The sequence below is a fragment of the Caballeronia zhejiangensis genome, assembly GCF_000698575.1.
GTDB classification, from domain to species: domain Bacteria; phylum Pseudomonadota; class Gammaproteobacteria; order Burkholderiales; family Burkholderiaceae; genus Caballeronia; species Caballeronia zhejiangensis.
On sequence record NZ_JFHD01000014.1, the window covers coordinates 122,633 to 137,991 of the forward strand.

Here is a 15,359-nt window from a genome sequence, read left to right on the forward strand (position 1 = left end):
GCGGCAGATGGCAGGTGCGTGGCGTGAAGCTGGATCGTCCTCACTTAGGAGACAGTGAAAATGGCGCTCAGCATCAGCCTGACGGTCAATGGGAAACCGGTGACCGCCACCGTCGAACCGCACGTTCTGCTCGTCCAGTTTCTCCGCGATCAACTCAGGCTCACCGGCACGCATATCGGCTGCGACACGGCGCAGTGCGGCGCGTGCACCGTCCATCTCGATGGCCGCGCGATCAAGTCGTGCAACATCCTCGCCGCGCAGGCGGACGGCATGGAAGTCACGACCATCGAAGGCATGGCGAAAGACGGCCAGCTTCATCCGATGCAGGCGGCGTTCAGGGAATGTCACGGCCTTCAGTGCGGCTTCTGCACGCCGGGCATGGTGATGAGCGCGAGCGCGCTGGCTGCGCAATCGCCGAATCTCTCCGAAGAAGAAGTGCGCGAGCAGCTCGACGGCAATCTGTGTCGCTGCACGGGCTATCACAACATCGTCAAGGCGGTCTTGCAGGGCGCGCAAAACATGAAAGCGGGCGCCTGATCCCGCGTCAATCCACATTTCACACGATGTATCGCGCCTTTGACCAAGGAGATCGCGATGAATGCCCCTGAGAAACAGAAACTGATCGGCGCTGGCGTGAAGCGCAAGGAAGACTATCGATTCCTGACGGGCGCGGGCCAGTACACCGACGACGTCGTCATGCCGCAGCAAAGCTACGGCGTGTTCCTGCGTTCGCCGCACGCGCACGCGAAGATCGCGCGCATCGATATCGAAGCGGCGCTGAAGTCGCCGGGCGTGATCGGCATCTTCACCGGCAAGGACATGGCGGGCGAAAACGTCGGCGGACTGCCGTGCGGCTGGCTCATCCACAGCACCGACGGCTCGCCGATGCACGAGCCGCCGCATCCCGTCATCGCGCACGACAAGGTGTTGCACGTCGGCGATCAGGTCGCGCTCGTCGTCGCCGAATCGGTGAAGGAGGCGAAGGACGCGCTCGAACTCATCGAGGTCGATTACGACGAACTGCCCGCGACGGTCGATACGGCGAGCGCATCGGACGCGGGCCAGCCGCTCGTGCACGACAGCGTGCCGAACAACGTCTGCTACAACTGGGGCCACGGCGACAAGGCCGCGACCGACGCCGCGTTCGCGAAAGCCGCGCACGTCACGACGCTCGATATCGTGAATCAGCGGCTCGTGCCGAACGCGATCGAGCCGCGCGCGGTCAACGCGAGCTATTCGAAGCACGACGACAGCTACACGGTCTACGTCGCGAATCAGAACCCGCACGTCGAGCGCTTGCTGATGGCGGCGTTCGTGCTGTCGCTGCCGGAATCGAAGCTGCGCGTGATCGCGCCGGATGTCGGCGGCGGCTTCGGCTCGAAGATTTTCCTGTATCCGGAAGATGTCGCGCTGACGTGGGCATCGAAGAAAGTCGGGCGTCCGATCAAGTGGGTGGCCGAGCGCTCCGAAGCCTTCCTCTCCGACGCGCACGGCCGCGATCATGTGACCAAGGCCGAACTCGCGCTCGACAAGGACAACAAGTTCATCGGCATGCGCGTGCATACGACGGCGAACATGGGCGCGTACCTGTCGACGTTCGCATCGTCGATTCCGACCGTGCTTTACGCGACGCTGCTCGCGGGCCAGTACACGACGCCCGCGATCTACGCCGAAGTGAAAGCGGTCTTCACGAACACGGTGCCCGTCGATGCCTATCGCGGCGCGGGCCGGCCGGAAGCGACGTATGTCGTCGAGCGGCTCGTCGAGACGGCGGCGCGCGAGCTGAATATCGATCCCGTCGAATTGAGGCGGCGCAATTTCATCCGCGAGTTTCCGTACGCGACGCCGGTCGGTCTCACGTACGACATCGGCGATTACGACGCGTGCCTGAATCGCGCGCTGGAACTCGCGGATGTCGCGGGTTTCGCAAAACGGCGCGACGAATCGAAGCAGAAGGGCAAGCTGCGCGGCATCGGCTATTCGTGCTACATCGAAGCGTGCGGGCTCGCGCCGTCGAACGTGGCGGGCGCGCTCGGTGCGCGTGCGGGTCTCTTCGAAGCGGGCGAAGTGCGCGTGCACCCGACCGGCTCCGTCACCGTCTTCACCGGTTCGCACAGTCACGGACAGGGCCACGAAACGACGTTCGCGCAAGTGGTCGCGGACCGGCTCGGCATCGCGATCGAGAACGTCGAGATCATTCACGGCGATACGGGGCGCATCCCGTTCGGCATGGGCACGTACGGCTCGCGTTCGATTTCGGTGGGCGGCTCCGCGATCATGAAAGCGCTCGATAAAGTCGAAGCGAAGGCGAAGAAGATCGCGGCGCATCTGCTGGAAGCGTCGGCGGAAGATATCGAGTTCACCAACGGCGTGTTCCGCGTGAAGGGCACCGATCGCACGAAATCGTTCGTCGACGTCTCGCTCGCCGCGTACGTGCCGCACAACTTCCCGCTCGAAACCATGGAGCCGGGCCTCAACGAAAACGCGTTCTACGATCCGACCAACTTCACGTATCCGTCGGGCGCGTATGTGTGCGAAGTCGAGGTCGATCAGGACACCGGCGAAACGCGCATCGAACAGTTCACGGCCGTCGATGACTTCGGCAACGTCATCAATCCGATGATCGTCGAAGGGCAAGTGCATGGCGGGCTGGGGCAGGGCATCGGCCAGGCGATGCTCGAACGCTGCGTCTACGATGACAGCACCGGCCAGTTGCTCTCCGGCTCGTTCATGGATTACGCGATGCCGCACGCTAGCGATCTGCCGAACTTCACCGTCGAGACCGCGAAGGGCACGCCGTGCACGCACAATCCGCTCGGCGTGAAGGGCTGCGGCGAAGCGGGCGCAATCGGTTCGCCGCCGGCGGTCATCAACGCGATTCTCGATGCGCTCGCGCCGCTCGGCGTGAAGGACTTGCAGATGCCCGCGACGCCGCATCGCGTGTGGACCGCGATGCATAACGCTCAACGCGCCTGAGGAGACCGGCAAATGTACTCATTCGACTATCAGAAAGCGGACGAAGCGAAGGCGGCGGTCGCGGTGCTTTCCGCCAACGGCGACGCCAAGTTCCTCGCGGGCGGCCAAAGCCTCTTGCCGACGATGCGCCTGCGGCTCGCACAGCCCTCGGCGCTCGTCGACGTGACGCGCATCGCGTCGATGAAAAACGTCACGCTCGACGGCGACAAGCTCACGATCGGCGGCGCGGTGTCTCATGCGGCGGTCGCATCGAACGCGGATGTGCAGCGCGCGCTGCCGGGGCTCGCGGATCTCGCGGGACGCATCGGTGATCGACAGGTTCGCGAGCGCGGCACGATCGGCGGCTCGCTCGCCAACGACGATCCGGCGGCGTGCTATCCGTCAGCCGTGCTCGCGCTAAACGCGACGGTCGTGACCGACAGAAGGCGCATCGCCGCGGACGATTTCTTCATCGACATGTACACGACCGCGCTCGAACCCGACGAGCTCATCACGGCCGTCGAGTTTCCGCTGGCCGAGCGCGCGGGCTACGAGAAGTTTCGCAATCCCGCGTCGCACTTCGCGCTCGTCGGCGTGTTCGTCGCGAAGTTCAAGGACGGCGTGCGCGTCGGCGTGACGGGCGCGGCGTCTTCGATGTTTCGTCCGGCGGAGCTGGAAGCGGCGTTGTCGAAGGACTTTTCGGTGGCATCGGCGCGCGGCGTGACGATCTCGCCCAACGAGCTGAACGCGGACATGCACGCGAGCGCCGAATATCGCGCGCATCTGATTCCGGTGCTCGCGGGCCGCGCGATCGAGCGCGCGATGTCGTTCTAGTCCGCGATGACGGAACAGGCGCCGCAATCCATCGACGAGACGCTCGCGCGCTTGCGCGAGCATCGCTACTTCGCGAACCGCGAGCTCGCGACGGCGCTTTTTCTCGCGCTGAAGATGCAGCGGCCGCTCTTTCTCGAAGGCGAGCCGGGCGTCGGCAAGACCGAACTCGCGAAGGCGGCGGCGGGCTTGTGCGGCACGACGCTGCTGCGCCTGCAATGCTACGAAGGGCTCGATACCGCGAGCGCGCTATACGAGTGGGACTATCCGCGGCAGATCATGGCGCTGCGGCTCGCGGAGGCGTCGGGCGAAACGCCGTCGAACGATTCGCTGTATCGCAGCGAGTTTCTGCTGAAGCGTCCGCTGCTTCAGGCCTTGCTGCCCGATGCGTCGAATCCCGACGCGCGCCGCGTTCTGCTCATCGATGAAATCGACCGCGCCGACGAGCCGTTCGAAGCGTTTCTGCTCGAATTGCTGTCGGACTTTCAGGTGTCGATTCCGGAGTACGGCACGGTGCGCGCGGCGCAACCGCCGCTCGTCGTGATGACGTCGAACCGCACGCGCGAAGTCCACGATGCGTTGAAGCGGCGATGCCTCTATCAGTGGATCGGCTATCCGCAGCGCGATGTCGAACTGGCGATCGTCGCGGCGCGCGCGCCCGAAGCGGGGCAGGCGTTGCAGCAGCGCGCCGTCGCGTTCGTGCACGAGCTGCGCACGCTCGATCTCTTCAAGGCGCCGGGCGTCGCGGAAACGATCGACTGGTGCCGCGCGCTCGCGGCGTTGTCGGTGACGGAACTGGATCCGCAATCGGTGCAGAACACGCTCGGCGTGCTGCTGAAGTATCAGGACGATCTCGCGCGCATGGACGCCGATACGCTCGCGCAATGCCTCGCGGCCACGCCATGACGACCACGATGGAACCGTTCGCGCGCAATGTCGTCCATTTCGTGAGGCTTCTGCGCGGCGCGGGGCTCGGCATGTCGCCGGCGCACGCGGTCGATGCGCTCGACGCGTTGCGCTTCGTCGATCTGAATCGCCGCGACGATGTGCGCGCGACGCTCGCGTGTTTGCTCGTCCACGCGAGCGACGAACGCGACATCTTCGATGCGGCGTTCGATCTTTTCTGGCGCGATCCCGACTGGGAAGGCAAGCTGCGCGCGCTGTTGCTGCCGAAGGTGAAGAGCGGCATGCCGCCGCCGAAGCGCAACAACCGTCTCGCCGATGCGTTGGCGACGCGCGCGGCGGCATCGTCGACAACGCCGCCGCCGGAATCGAAGCCGGAAGAGGCGCACGCGCGCATCACGTTCAGCGCGCAGGAACGCTTGAGCCATCGCGATTTCGACACGCTCAGCGCCGACGAATGGCGCACGCTGCGGCATCAGATTCGCGCGCATCGGATGCCGCTCGCGACGGAACCGACGCGCAGGCTGAAGGCGGGCTCGCGCGGCACGCATGCCGATCTCAAAGCGAGCGCGCGACACGCCGTGCGCTCGGGCGGCGACTGGACCGTGTGGAAATATCGCGCGGCGGTCGAGCGCAGACCGCCGCTCGTGTTGCTGCTCGACATTTCCGGCTCGATGAGCGCGTATTCGCGCGCCGTGCTCTACTTCTGTCACGCGCTATTGCAATCGCGCGAGCGTCTGCAAGTGTTCCTGTTCGGCACGCGGCTCACGAACGCCACGCGCGCCTTGCGCGAACGCGATCCCGATGTCGCCATTGCCGCGCTCGGACAGAACGTCGCGGACTGGTCCGGCGGCACGCGCATCGGCGCGACGCTCGCGGAGTTCAATCGGCGCTGGGCGCGGCGTGTGCTGGCCGGTCGGGCCACGGTGCTGCTCGTCACCGATGGCCTCGATCACGAAGCCATCGACGTGCTCGATGCCGAGATGCAAAGACTCAGGCGTTTCGCGCATCGGCTGGTGTGGCTCAATCCGCTGCTGCGTTTCGCCGATTTCACGCCGCGCGCGCGAGGCGTGCGCGCGATCCTGCCACACGTCGATGCAATGCTCGCGGCACATAACCTCGACAGCCTCGGCGCGGTCGGAGCCGAACTGGCCGCGCTGTCACGGCACACTGGAGACACGAGATGGAACTGACCGAAACACACACGTTGCCGGTGCCGCAGGCGCGCGCGTGGGAAGCGCTGAACGACACGTCGATCCTGAAGGTCTGCATTCCGGGCTGCGACAGCATCGACGCCGATGGCGAGAACGCCTACAACGTCGCGATGACGGCGGCGGTCGGTCCGGTGAAAGCGCGCTTCAAGGGAAGAATGGAGCTGACGAATATCGACGCCCCGCATACTTACACGATCGTCTTCGAAGGGCAGGGCGGCGCGGCCGGCTTCAGCAAGGGCAGCGCGACCGTGAACCTCGAACCCGGCGACGAAGCCGACACGACGAAGCTCAGTTACAGTGCAAACGCGCAGGTCGGCGGCAAGCTTGCGCAGATCGGCTCGCGGCTCGTCGACGGCGCGGCGCGCAAGATCGCGGGAGAATTCTTCAAGCGATTCAGCGCGCAGCTGCAAGGCGGCCAGGAATCGCAAGATGCAGCCGCCGACCAAGACGAAAGCGGCGCAGAAGAGAAGGAAAAGGGAAAGAAATCATGGACAGCGTGGATCTCGAAGTCCTGAAGAACAGCGCGCGATGGCTCGAAGAGGGACATCGCGTGCTGCTCGTGACGGTCGTGAAGACATGGGGCTCGTCGCCGAGACCCGAAGGCGCGATGCTCGCCGTGCGTGACGATGGCCACGTCGTCGGTTCGGTGTCGGGAGGATGCATCGAGGACGATCTCATCGATCGCGTGCGGCAGCGGGGCATCGAGCAGACGAAGCCGGAAGCGGTGAAGTACGGCATCAGCGCGGAAGAGGCGCATCGCTTCGGCTTGCCGTGCGGCGGCACGATCCAGCTCGTGCTGGAGCCGCTGACGATGGAAAGCGGCATCTCGGAATTGTGCGCGGCGGTGGAAAGCGGCAGGCTCGTCGCGCGCACGCTCGACATGGCCACGGGCGCGGCGCGCCTCGAACCGGCGCAGGCCACCGACGGCGTGCTCTTCGACGACGCGCATCTGCTGACGATTCACGGCCCGCGTTACCGGATGCTCGTGATCGGCGCGGGGCAGTTGTCGCGCTATCTGTGCAGTATCGCGGTCGGGCTGGATTATCAGGTGACCGTGTGCGATCCGCGCGAGGAATACACGGAAGAGTGGAATGTGCCCGGCACGACGATCGTGCGAACCATGCCCGACGACACGGTCATGGAGATGAAGCTCGACGAACGCTGCGCGGTCATCGCCCTCACGCACGATCCGAAGCTCGACGATCTCGCGCTGATGGAAGCGCTGAAGACGCCCGCGTTCTACGTCGGCGCGCTCGGTTCGCGGCGCAACAACGCGGCGCGGCGCGAGCGTCTGAAGGAGTTCGATCTCAGCGAGGCCGAACTGGCGCGGTTGCATGGGCCGGTAGGCATTTATATCGGCAGCCGGACGCCGCCGGAAATCGCGGTGTCGATTCTCGCGGAAGTCACGGCGGCGAAGAACGGCGTGTCGTTGCCCGAACTGTTGCAGGTGGAAGGCGCGAAAGCGGCGCGCGAGGTTGCCGGAAAAGGCGAAGTCTGCGGCATCTGATTATTACAAAATCCTGACGAAACGCGGCCCGGACGGGCGCGACGGCTATATAATAATCATTCTCATTTGCGTGGCAAGCTTCGGCTGACGCGCAGCCGTTTCCCTTTCAGCTCAACGATTTAGTCGAATGCCCGGCAAGTTTTTGACCGGCGATGACCAGCGCGCACCCGCCCGCGCCGATGCATCGCCCGACTCGCGCTCGTCCGCGAACAAGCGCCACATCAGCCAGCGCGCGCTGCGCGTATGGTCGATCGTGCATCGGTGGACGAGTCTCGTCTGCACGGCGTTCATGTTGCTGCTGTGTCTGACCGGCTTGCCGCTCGTGTTCGGCCACGAACTCGACATCCTCACCGGCGATGCGATCGAAGCGCCGGCGCTACCTGCATCGCAGGCGAATGCGCGCGCGAGCTACGACGCGGTGTTGCGCGCGGCGCTGAGCGAGCATCCGGGCCATGTGCCGCAATACATGATCTGGGAGCCGGACGATCCGCTTTTGCCGGTCGTCGTCACCGCGCCGAAAGCCGACACGCCGCCCGACGATACGCTCAGTACGACCGTCGATGCGCGCACCGCCCAGCCCCTCGGCATGCCGCCCGGCAAAGGCTCGCTCAAGTTCGTGCTGCTGAAGTTGCACGTCGACATGTTCGCCGGCCTCTTCGGCAAGCTCTTTCTCGGCGCGATGGGCGTGGTGTTTCTCGCGGCGATCGTGTCGGGCATCGTCGTGTATCTGCCGTTCTGGCGAAAGGTCGGGCTCGGGCGCGTGCGCCTGAAGAAGAAGCGGCGGATCGTGTGGCTCGACTGGCATAACGCCATCGGCATGTTGACGCTCGGGTGGGCGTTGCTCGTCGGCGCGACGGGTTCGATCAACACGCTCGCCGATCTCATGCTCGAAGCATGGCGCAACGATCAGCTCGCGCAGATGGTCGCGCCGTATCGTGACAAGCCGCCGGTCGTCGTGCGCGCTTCCATCGACGATGCCGTGAAGACAGCGCAACGCGTCGCGCCCGAGATGATTCCGTCGTTCGTCGCGTTTCCGGGGACGCGCTTCGCGAGCCCGCATCACTATGCCGTGTGGATGCGCGGCGACGGCATTCTGACGACGCGGATCATGCGACCTGTGCTCGTCGATGCATCGACGGGCGCGCTCACCGATTCACGCGAGTTGCCGTGGTATCTGAAGGTGCTGCTCGGCTCGCAGCCGCTGCATTTCGGCGATTTCGGCGGCATGCCGCTGAAGATTTTCTGGGCCGCCTTCGATGTGCTGACGATCGTCGTGCTCGGGAGCGGGCTTTATTTGTGGCTGACGCGGCATAACCCGCGGAAGGGGAAGGGGACGTCGGCCGCGTGGTCGACGTCCCGAATCCCTCAAATCAACCCGCAAACAATCGCCGCAATCAGCGACGCCGCCACGATCACCACGCCCGCTGTGCGCTTCTTGTTCAGCTCGGTCCACAGCAGCACGCCGGTAAGCGACAGCAGGATGATGCTGCCCGCGAACGTATCGATGAGCAGCACCCAGCCCACGCTTAGGCCAACGCCCTTGTGCAGGTTGGTCATCATCGCGAGGAAGGTGTTTTCGGTGCGCTTCACCGACACGAAATTGTTGCCGACCCAGTACTCCGCCATCACGCTGCCGCCCGGCGATGCCACCATCACCGACCATTGTTCCGGCTGCATCGTGCTCTTGTCGCCCCAGCCGACCGGATGCGCCGGTTCCTTGCGCGCGCGTCCGAGATTGCCGTCGATCTCCAGTTCCTTCTTCAGCCACGCGCCCATGTCGCGCGGCGACTTGAAGCCTTCGGCGGGCAGCGGCATCTGCATCTGCGAAACCTGCGGCTCGCCGGTCGAAATGCGCAGCGGCGGCGCGCGGTGATTCAGCAGAAAACCCGTCGCGCCGAACAGCAGGCCCAGCAGCGCGCCCCACAAGCCGACCCAACCATGCACCTTGCGCAGCCACTTCAGGAAGGTCGAGCGGCGCGAGCGATTCTTGCGGACGATCTGCTCGGCATCGTCGATGAGACGCCCATGCGGACGGTAATACGTCGAGCCGCCCGTCGCGGACGGCGGCGTATTGAGGGTTTCAGGCGCGTTCACGCGTCTCTCCAGAATTCGGGCGTTGGCAGGCAAAGCCGCGCCCCGATCGGCTAAACGCGCACGCGCGCGCGGCGATCGATGTCAGGCGGGCAAATGAGAATTGTTATCATTACATGCCGAAAAGCGCTTTTCAACGCTTTGCGATCGCCTGACAGTCCGTGAATGTCACAAAAAATTTCAAACGGGCCAAAGCGGGCCTTCCTGCATCGCGCCGACTTGCTCGCGCAATTCGAGGATTCGGTCTTCCCAGTAACGTTGCGTGTTGAACCACGGGAAGGCGGCGGGGAACGCCGGATCGTTCCAGCGGCGCGCGAGCCACGCCGAATAATGAATCAGCCGCAGCGTGCGCAGCGCTTCGATCAGATGCAGTTCGCGCGGATCGAACTCGCAAAAATCTTCGTAACCGGCGAGCAGATCGGTGAGCGCGCGCGATGCATCCGCGCGTCCGGCGGGCAAGAGCAGCCACAAGTCCTGAATGGCCGGGCCCATGCGGCTGTCGTCGAAATCGACGAAATGCGGGCCCGCGTCGGTCCACAGCACGTTGCTCGGATGACAGTCGCCGTGCAGACGCACGTGCCGCACATCGCCCGCGCGCTCGAAACATCGCGCGACGCCTTCGAGCGCCATCGACACGACGGCTTCCCACGCTTCGCGCACATCGGCGGGAACGAAGCCGTGCGTCAGCAGGAACTCGCGCGGTTCATAGCCGAAAGTGTCGATATCGAGCGTCGGCCGCTCGCGATACGGCTCGACCGCGCCCACCGCGTGAATCCGCCCGATGAAGCGCCCGAGCCATTCGAGCGTGTCGCTGCGATCGAGGTCGGGCGCGCGTCCGCCGCGCCGCTCGAAGATGGAGAAGCGAAAGCCGTCGAATTCGTGCAGCGTCGTGCCATCGAGCGCGCGCGCGGGCACGGCCGGAATCTCGCGCGCGACGAGACTCGCGACGAACGCGTGCTCTTCGAGAATCGCCGCATTCGACCATCGTTTCGGCCGATAGAACTTCGCGACGATCGGTGCGCCGTCCTCGACGCCCACCTGATAGACGCGGTTTTCGTAGCTGTTGAGCGGCAACAGGCGGCCATCGGTGCGCGCGCCTGCGGGCATCAGCACGCGGTCGACTGCATCGAGTACGCAATCGGGCGTGAGGCCGGAGAAGGGCGGCGCGTCGTCGGCGGGCGCGCCCTGGGAGTCGGGATGGATCGAGTTCATCCCGGCATTGTGCCGCAATGCGGCGCGTCGCTTCTTAGTGCACGACCGTGTTCGACGGGCGCACGACATCGCCCGTATCGATCAGGTCTTCGAGAAAGAACGGCTCGGTATTGAGCAGTTTGGTTACGCCAGGCTCGCCCGCGTACCAGGCGACCATGGCCATGTCGCCGAGAATGCGCATCACGATGCCGCGCGCGCCCTGAGGCACGGCAATATGCACGGAGCGGACAATCGAACCGATTTGCATGATGAATCCCCGTTTCAACGCCGGCTGGGATTGAAGCGCCGGTCATATGTTTTCACCAAGCACAGGCTTTTCACGGCTCGTGCACCAGACAATCGCCGCGTCGCTGTTGCGGGAAGCGCGACACGCGCGGCTTTCATGAACGATTGTGCTCTAACTTTAGCGCATGGCGGCGCGTCGGCGCGACGCCATTCGCTTCGTTATGTTGCCGATCGCAGACGAATAGCAGCAATTAATGGGCTACGTGGCCGGATCGCGGCTTGCTTATCAGGCAAAACCCTGAGGATCGGCGTATCGTCGAGAGTTTTTTCAGCAGAGACTTCATTCGTGGATGCTAACGCAAACCGGGCCGCCGATGCCGCTCCGTATCTCGAACGCGGCTCGCGCGCCTATTGGCGTGCTTCGCTCGCGTTGCTGTTCGCCGGTTACGCGACTTTTTCGCTGCTCTACTGCGTGCAGCCGTTGCTTCCCGAGTTCACGAAGGCGTTCGGCGTCAGTCCGGCGGTCAGCGCGCTCGCGGTGTCGGTGAGCACGGCGGCGTTGGCGATCGCCATCTTCATCGCGGGATTCGTCTCGGAAAGCTGGAGCCGTCATCGGCTGATGACGCTTTCGCTGCTCGCGTCGTCGGTGCTGACGGTGATCGCCGCCGTGCTACCGGACTGGCACGCGCTGCTCGTCGTGCGCGCGCTCGAAGGCTTCGCGCTCGGCGGCGTGCCCGCGGTCGCGATGGCGTATCTCGCGGAGGAAGTGCATCCCGAAGGCCTCGGTCTCGCGATGGGACTCTACGTCGGCGGGACGGCCATCGGCGGCATGGCCGGGCGCGTGATCAGCGGCATCCTCGCGGATCTTTTCGGCTGGCGCGTCGCTATCGGCGGAATCGGGCTGCTGGGTCTGCTCGCCACGCTCGCGTTCCGCTCGCTGCTGCCGCCGTCGCGACGCTTCAAGCCGCGGCGCGGCGTCGGGTTCGCGCATCATCGGCGCTCGCTCGGCGGGCATCTGCGGCATCGCGGTTTGCCGTTTCTGTTTCTCATCGGCTTCGTGCTGATGGGCAGTTTCGTCACGCTCTACAACTACGTCGGATATCGGTTGCTGGGCGCGCCGTTCGACCTGAATCAGACGCAGATCGGCGCGATCTTCACCGTGTATTTGACGGGCGTGGTCGCGTCGCCGTGGTCCGGCAAGATGGCCGATGTCTTCGGGCGCGGCCGCGTGCTGATCGCAAGCCTGGTGCTGATGATGCTCGGCATCGCGTTGACCTTGTCGAACGCGCTGCCGGTGATCATTGCGGGTATCGCGTGCCTGACGTTCGGCTTCTTCGCAGGGCACTCGGTCGCGAGCGGCTGGGTCGGACGGCTCGCGATACAAGCGAAAGGCCAGGCGGCCGCGCTCTATCTGCTCGCGTATTACATAGGGTCGAGTCTGATCGGATCGTACGGAGGGCACTTCTGGACCGCATTCGGATGGAAGGGCGTCGCCGGGCTGATCGGCGCGCTGCTGCTCGTCGGGATTGCGGGCGCGGTGCATCTGAACCGGCGCGAGCACGCTGTCGTCTGAACAATCGAAAGCCGATTGAAATAAGCCGAAGCTAAGGGTTTTTCCGCGTCCGCTTAAAAATAGGTGCCTGCAAGTCCTTGTCGCGCAAGGCTTTCGTACGTTTTCGTGGTTTGCCGTCGTACGAAGTTGGGCTAACGCCTTCGTTGGCGCGGCCTATACTCGAATCGTCGATGCAGCTTTTCACACGCGACGATAAAGCCAGAAGCAGGACGATGGGAGACGCACCATGACGACGTATTTCACGATCGGCGACTTCATTCTGATCATCCCGATGGCGCTCGCTGGCGCGCTGTTCCTCGGGGCCATTCCCTGCGCGACGCATCTGAGAAACAACGTACTGCGCGTGTTCGGCGCATTGCTCGGTGTGCTCGCCGCCTTTCTGCTCGTCGAAGGATTGCCCGCGCTGATATAGCAAGCGCGCCGTTCAGGGCGCGCTTGCGAAAGGTGCTTCTATTACAGATGAGCGCCGAGGAAGGTCAGCGTGCGTCCGTGCGCGAGCGCCGACGCCTTCCCGTTATACGACGCGCGATCGCCGCAGTTGAAGCCGTGGTCGGCTTGCGCGTAGACATACAGTTCCGAATCCTCGCGGCCCGCGAACTTCTGACGGACGGCATCGACGGCATCGGCGGGAATGTGCGCGTCGAGTTCGCCGTAATGGAACTGCATCGGCACCTTGACCTGATCGGCCTTGTCGAGCGCGTTCTGAATGCCGCCGCCGTAATAGGCCACCGCCGTATCCACCGAACCCTCGGCCGCCGCGAGATACGCGAGCCGGCCGCCGAAGCAATAGCCGATCGCCGCAATCTTGCCCGTCACTTCGGGCAGCGCGCGCAGCGCTTTCGCAGCCGCGCCGACGTCCGCGACAGCGGCATCGAGCTTGGTCTTTTGCAGCAGTTCCATCGCCTTTTCGCGATCCGCGCCTTCGTAACCCAGCTCGACGCGCGGCTGCGTGCGCCAGAAAACATCGGGTGCGAGGGCGACGTAGCCATCGGCGGCGTATTGATCCGCGACGCTGCGAATGTGGCCGTTCACGCCGAAGATCTCCTGCAGGATGATCACGGCGGGTCCGGTGCCTGTCTTCGGCAGCGCGAGATAGCCTTGGAAGCTGCCGCCATCGGCCGGAATGTCGATCCAGCGTGAAGTCGTGGAAACGGTCACGTCAAACTCCTTGTGTGTGGGAATGCAGGCGTGTGAGTTTGCCAGCTTTCCCTTTCAGTCGCCCTGAACGTCCGCGCGCCCTCTGGCACGCGCTTTGACGCGCAGCCGGTTTTTAGAGGCGCCGATCTAAACGCCAGCTAAAAACAGTCATTAAAAAACAGGCTAATGGTGCCGATGGGCAGCGATTATCGGCGCGCGTCTGCCGGACTCGAATGACGGCCAAACCTTTGCGCGCCGATGTCGCGCAAACCCGCATGCACAGGGCTTCTTCACGCGAACGCCACCACAAACGGCGGCGCATCACAACTGGCCGTTAATTGGTAGTGACACCACTATCTTAAAAAACTTCCCTAAATTAATTTGACAACCCTACACTTGCGCGCAGTGCGGATGGCGGCTGCCACGAACGGCCTGCCGGAAGGACTTGCCAAGTGCATGACGATGCATCCGGCGTGGTCGTCCACGGGACTGAGCGATCGTGATGAAAGACGGGGCACAGGGCGATTACGTTGTTTTTGGGACCGAAACTGGAGACTTACATGAACACCAAGCTTCACAAACTGTTGCCGATCAGCGCCGCAGCCGTGCTCTTCGCGACGTTGGCAACGTCCGCAGCAGCCGACCAGGTCGTCAAGATCGGTCACGTCGCTCCGCTGACCGGCGGCATTGCTCACCTGGGCAAGGATAACGAAAACGGCGCGCGGCTCGCAGTCGAAGAGATCAACGCCAAGGGCCTGACGATCAACGGCCAGAAGGTCACGCTCGAACTCGACGCGCAAGACGACGCGGCCGACCCGCGCACGGCGACGCAAGTCGCGCAGAAGCTGGTCGACGACAAGGTCGTGGGCGTCGTCGGTCACCTGAACTCCGGCACGTCGATCCCGGCGTCGAAGATTTATAGCGACGCGGGCATCGTGCAGATTTCCCCGTCGGCGACGAACCCGACCTACACGCAGCAAGGCTTCAAGACGACGTACCGCGTCGTCGCGACCGATGCGCAGCAAGGTCCGGCGCTCGCCAACTACGCCGCGAAGAACCTGAAGGTGAAGAGCGTCGCCGTGGTGGACGACTCGACGGCATACGGCCAGGGTCTCGCAAACGAGTTCGAAAAGACCGCCAAGTCGCTCGGCCTGAAGGTGATCTCGCACGACGCGACCAACGACAAGGCCGTCGACTTCCGCGCGATTCTGACGAAGATCAAGGGTGAGAACCCCGACGCCGTGATGTACGGCGGCATGGACGCAACCGGCGGCCCGTTCGCCAAGCAAGCCAAGCAGCTCGGCCTGCGCGCCAAGGTTCTCGCGGGCGACGGCGTCTGCACGGAAAAGCTGTCGGATCTCGCAGGCGATGCGACCGACAACGTCGTGTGCTCGGAAGCGGGCATGGCGCTCGAGAAGATGGACGGCGGCAAGCAGTTCGCGGAGAAGTTCCAGAAGCGCTTCGGCCAGCCGATCCAGATCTACGCGCCGTTCACGTATGACGCGGTGTACATCATCGTCGACGCGATGAAGCGCGCCAACTCGACCGATCCGGCGAAGATCGTCGCCGCGATGCCGAACACGGACTACAAGGGCGTGATCGGCGAGACGACCTTCGATTCGAAGGGCGATCTGAAGCACGGCGTGATCTCGCTGTACAACTACAAGGGCGGCAAGAAGACGCTGCTCGACGTCGTGAAGATGTAATTTCC

Annotated in this window: 14 protein-coding genes and 1 pseudogene; 11 read left to right on the top strand and 4 right to left on the bottom strand. The window is 64.2% G+C overall.

Annotated features, from left to right (window positions below; all coding sequences use genetic code 11):
* Positions 1-60 precede the first annotated feature (60 nt).
* The 8 genes and pseudogenes from BG60_RS19010 to BG60_RS19045 all read left to right on the top strand — a co-directional run.
* Positions 61-537: a (2Fe-2S)-binding protein gene (locus BG60_RS19010; RefSeq protein WP_008352336.1), complete on the top strand. Its 477-nt coding sequence runs from the start codon at positions 61-63 to the stop codon at positions 535-537.
* Between the two features lie 57 nt (positions 538-594).
* Positions 595-2,976, top strand: coding sequence for a xanthine dehydrogenase family protein molybdopterin-binding subunit (locus BG60_RS19015; RefSeq protein ID WP_008352335.1), 2,382 nt, complete (start codon positions 595-597; stop codon positions 2,974-2,976).
* A gap of 12 nt (positions 2,977-2,988) precedes the next feature.
* Positions 2,989-3,789, top strand: a complete 801-nt coding sequence (locus BG60_RS19020) for an FAD binding domain-containing protein (protein WP_034472363.1) — start codon at positions 2,989-2,991, stop codon at positions 3,787-3,789.
* Between the two features lie 6 nt (positions 3,790-3,795).
* Positions 3,796-4,692 (top strand): AAA family ATPase, encoded by an 897-nt coding sequence (locus BG60_RS19025; RefSeq protein WP_008352332.1) that lies wholly within the window; start codon positions 3,796-3,798, stop codon positions 4,690-4,692.
* Positions 4,689-5,882, top strand: a complete 1,194-nt coding sequence (locus tag BG60_RS19030) for a vWA domain-containing protein (protein ID WP_033536462.1) — start codon at positions 4,689-4,691, stop codon at positions 5,880-5,882. Before BG60_RS19025 ends, BG60_RS19030 begins: the two co-directional genes overlap by 4 nt.
* Positions 5,873-6,418 carry an SRPBCC family protein gene (locus tag BG60_RS19035; RefSeq protein WP_008352328.1) on the top strand — a complete coding sequence of 182 codons (546 nt, stop codon included), beginning with the start codon at positions 5,873-5,875 and terminating at the stop codon, positions 6,416-6,418. The genes BG60_RS19030 and BG60_RS19035 overlap by 10 nt, the downstream gene beginning before the upstream one ends.
* Positions 6,391-7,410, top strand: coding sequence for an XdhC family protein (locus tag BG60_RS19040; RefSeq protein ID WP_008352326.1), 1,020 nt, complete (start codon positions 6,391-6,393; stop codon positions 7,408-7,410). The genes BG60_RS19035 and BG60_RS19040 overlap by 28 nt, the downstream gene beginning before the upstream one ends.
* Positions 7,411-7,537: 127 nt before the next feature.
* A pseudogene (locus tag BG60_RS19045) lies at positions 7,538-8,707 on the top strand (PepSY-associated TM helix domain-containing protein); the annotation flags it as partial.
* A gap of 68 nt (positions 8,708-8,775) precedes the next feature.
* Here the strand turns inward: BG60_RS19045 and BG60_RS36945 are convergent.
* From BG60_RS36945 to BG60_RS19060, 3 genes are all read right to left on the bottom strand, one after another.
* On the bottom strand, positions 8,776-9,504 hold the full coding sequence (locus BG60_RS36945) for a PepSY-associated TM helix domain-containing protein (RefSeq protein ID WP_008352312.1): 729 nt from the start codon (positions 9,502-9,504) through the stop codon (positions 8,776-8,778).
* Positions 9,505-9,681: 177 nt separating this feature from the next.
* Positions 9,682-10,713, bottom strand: a complete 1,032-nt coding sequence (locus BG60_RS19055; RefSeq protein WP_008352310.1) for a serine/threonine protein kinase — start codon at positions 10,711-10,713, stop codon at positions 9,682-9,684.
* Positions 10,714-10,747: 34 nt separating this feature from the next.
* Positions 10,748-10,960, bottom strand: coding sequence for a hypothetical protein (locus BG60_RS19060; protein WP_008352308.1), 213 nt, complete (start codon positions 10,958-10,960; stop codon positions 10,748-10,750).
* Positions 10,961-11,284: 324 nt separating this feature from the next.
* Between BG60_RS19060 and BG60_RS19065 the strand changes: the two genes are divergently transcribed.
* On the top strand, positions 11,285-12,511 hold the full coding sequence (locus tag BG60_RS19065; RefSeq protein ID WP_008352306.1) for an MFS transporter: 1,227 nt from the start codon (positions 11,285-11,287) through the stop codon (positions 12,509-12,511).
* Between the two features lie 226 nt (positions 12,512-12,737).
* A complete protein-coding gene (locus BG60_RS19070; RefSeq protein WP_008352305.1) occupies positions 12,738-12,923 on the top strand; it encodes a hypothetical protein in 186 nt (61 codons plus the stop codon).
* 41 nt (positions 12,924-12,964) lie between these two features.
* Here BG60_RS19070 and BG60_RS19075 read toward each other — a convergent pair whose 3' ends face one another.
* Positions 12,965-13,669 carry a dienelactone hydrolase family protein gene (locus BG60_RS19075; RefSeq protein WP_008352303.1) on the bottom strand — a complete coding sequence of 235 codons (705 nt, stop codon included), beginning with the start codon at positions 13,667-13,669 and terminating at the stop codon, positions 12,965-12,967.
* A 539-nt stretch (positions 13,670-14,208) separates the two neighbouring features.
* On the opposite strand from BG60_RS19075, the gene BG60_RS19080 reads away from it, so the two are divergent.
* Positions 14,209-15,354 (top strand): branched-chain amino acid ABC transporter substrate-binding protein, encoded by a 1,146-nt coding sequence (locus tag BG60_RS19080; RefSeq protein ID WP_008352302.1) that lies wholly within the window; start codon positions 14,209-14,211, stop codon positions 15,352-15,354.
* Positions 15,355-15,359: the final 5 nt, after the last annotated feature.

Bases quoted from the DNA above. Each gene is read 5' to 3' on its own strand.
- BG60_RS19025 (WP_008352332.1), top strand. From the start codon at position 3,796: ATGACGGAACAGGCGCCGCAATCCATCGACGAGACGCTCGCGCGCTTG.
- BG60_RS19080 (WP_008352302.1), top strand. From the start codon at position 14,209: ATGAACACCAAGCTTCACAAACTGTTGCCGATCAGCGCCGCAGCCGTG.
- BG60_RS19035 (WP_008352328.1), top strand. From the start codon at position 5,873: ATGGAACTGACCGAAACACACACGTTGCCGGTGCCGCAGGCGCGCGCG.
- BG60_RS19040 (WP_008352326.1), top strand. From the start codon at position 6,391: ATGGACAGCGTGGATCTCGAAGTCCTGAAGAACAGCGCGCGATGGCTC.
- BG60_RS19010 (WP_008352336.1), top strand. From the start codon at position 61: ATGGCGCTCAGCATCAGCCTGACGGTCAATGGGAAACCGGTGACCGCC.
- BG60_RS19070 (WP_008352305.1), top strand. From the start codon at position 12,738: ATGACGACGTATTTCACGATCGGCGACTTCATTCTGATCATCCCGATG.
- BG60_RS19020 (WP_034472363.1), top strand. From the start codon at position 2,989: ATGTACTCATTCGACTATCAGAAAGCGGACGAAGCGAAGGCGGCGGTC.
- BG60_RS19030 (WP_033536462.1), top strand. From the start codon at position 4,689: ATGACGACCACGATGGAACCGTTCGCGCGCAATGTCGTCCATTTCGTG.
- BG60_RS19015 (WP_008352335.1), top strand. From the start codon at position 595: ATGAATGCCCCTGAGAAACAGAAACTGATCGGCGCTGGCGTGAAGCGC.
- BG60_RS19060 (WP_008352308.1), bottom strand. From the start codon at position 10,960: ATGCAAATCGGTTCGATTGTCCGCTCCGTGCATATTGCCGTGCCTCAG.
- BG60_RS19055 (WP_008352310.1), bottom strand. From the start codon at position 10,713: ATGAACTCGATCCATCCCGACTCCCAGGGCGCGCCCGCCGACGACGCG.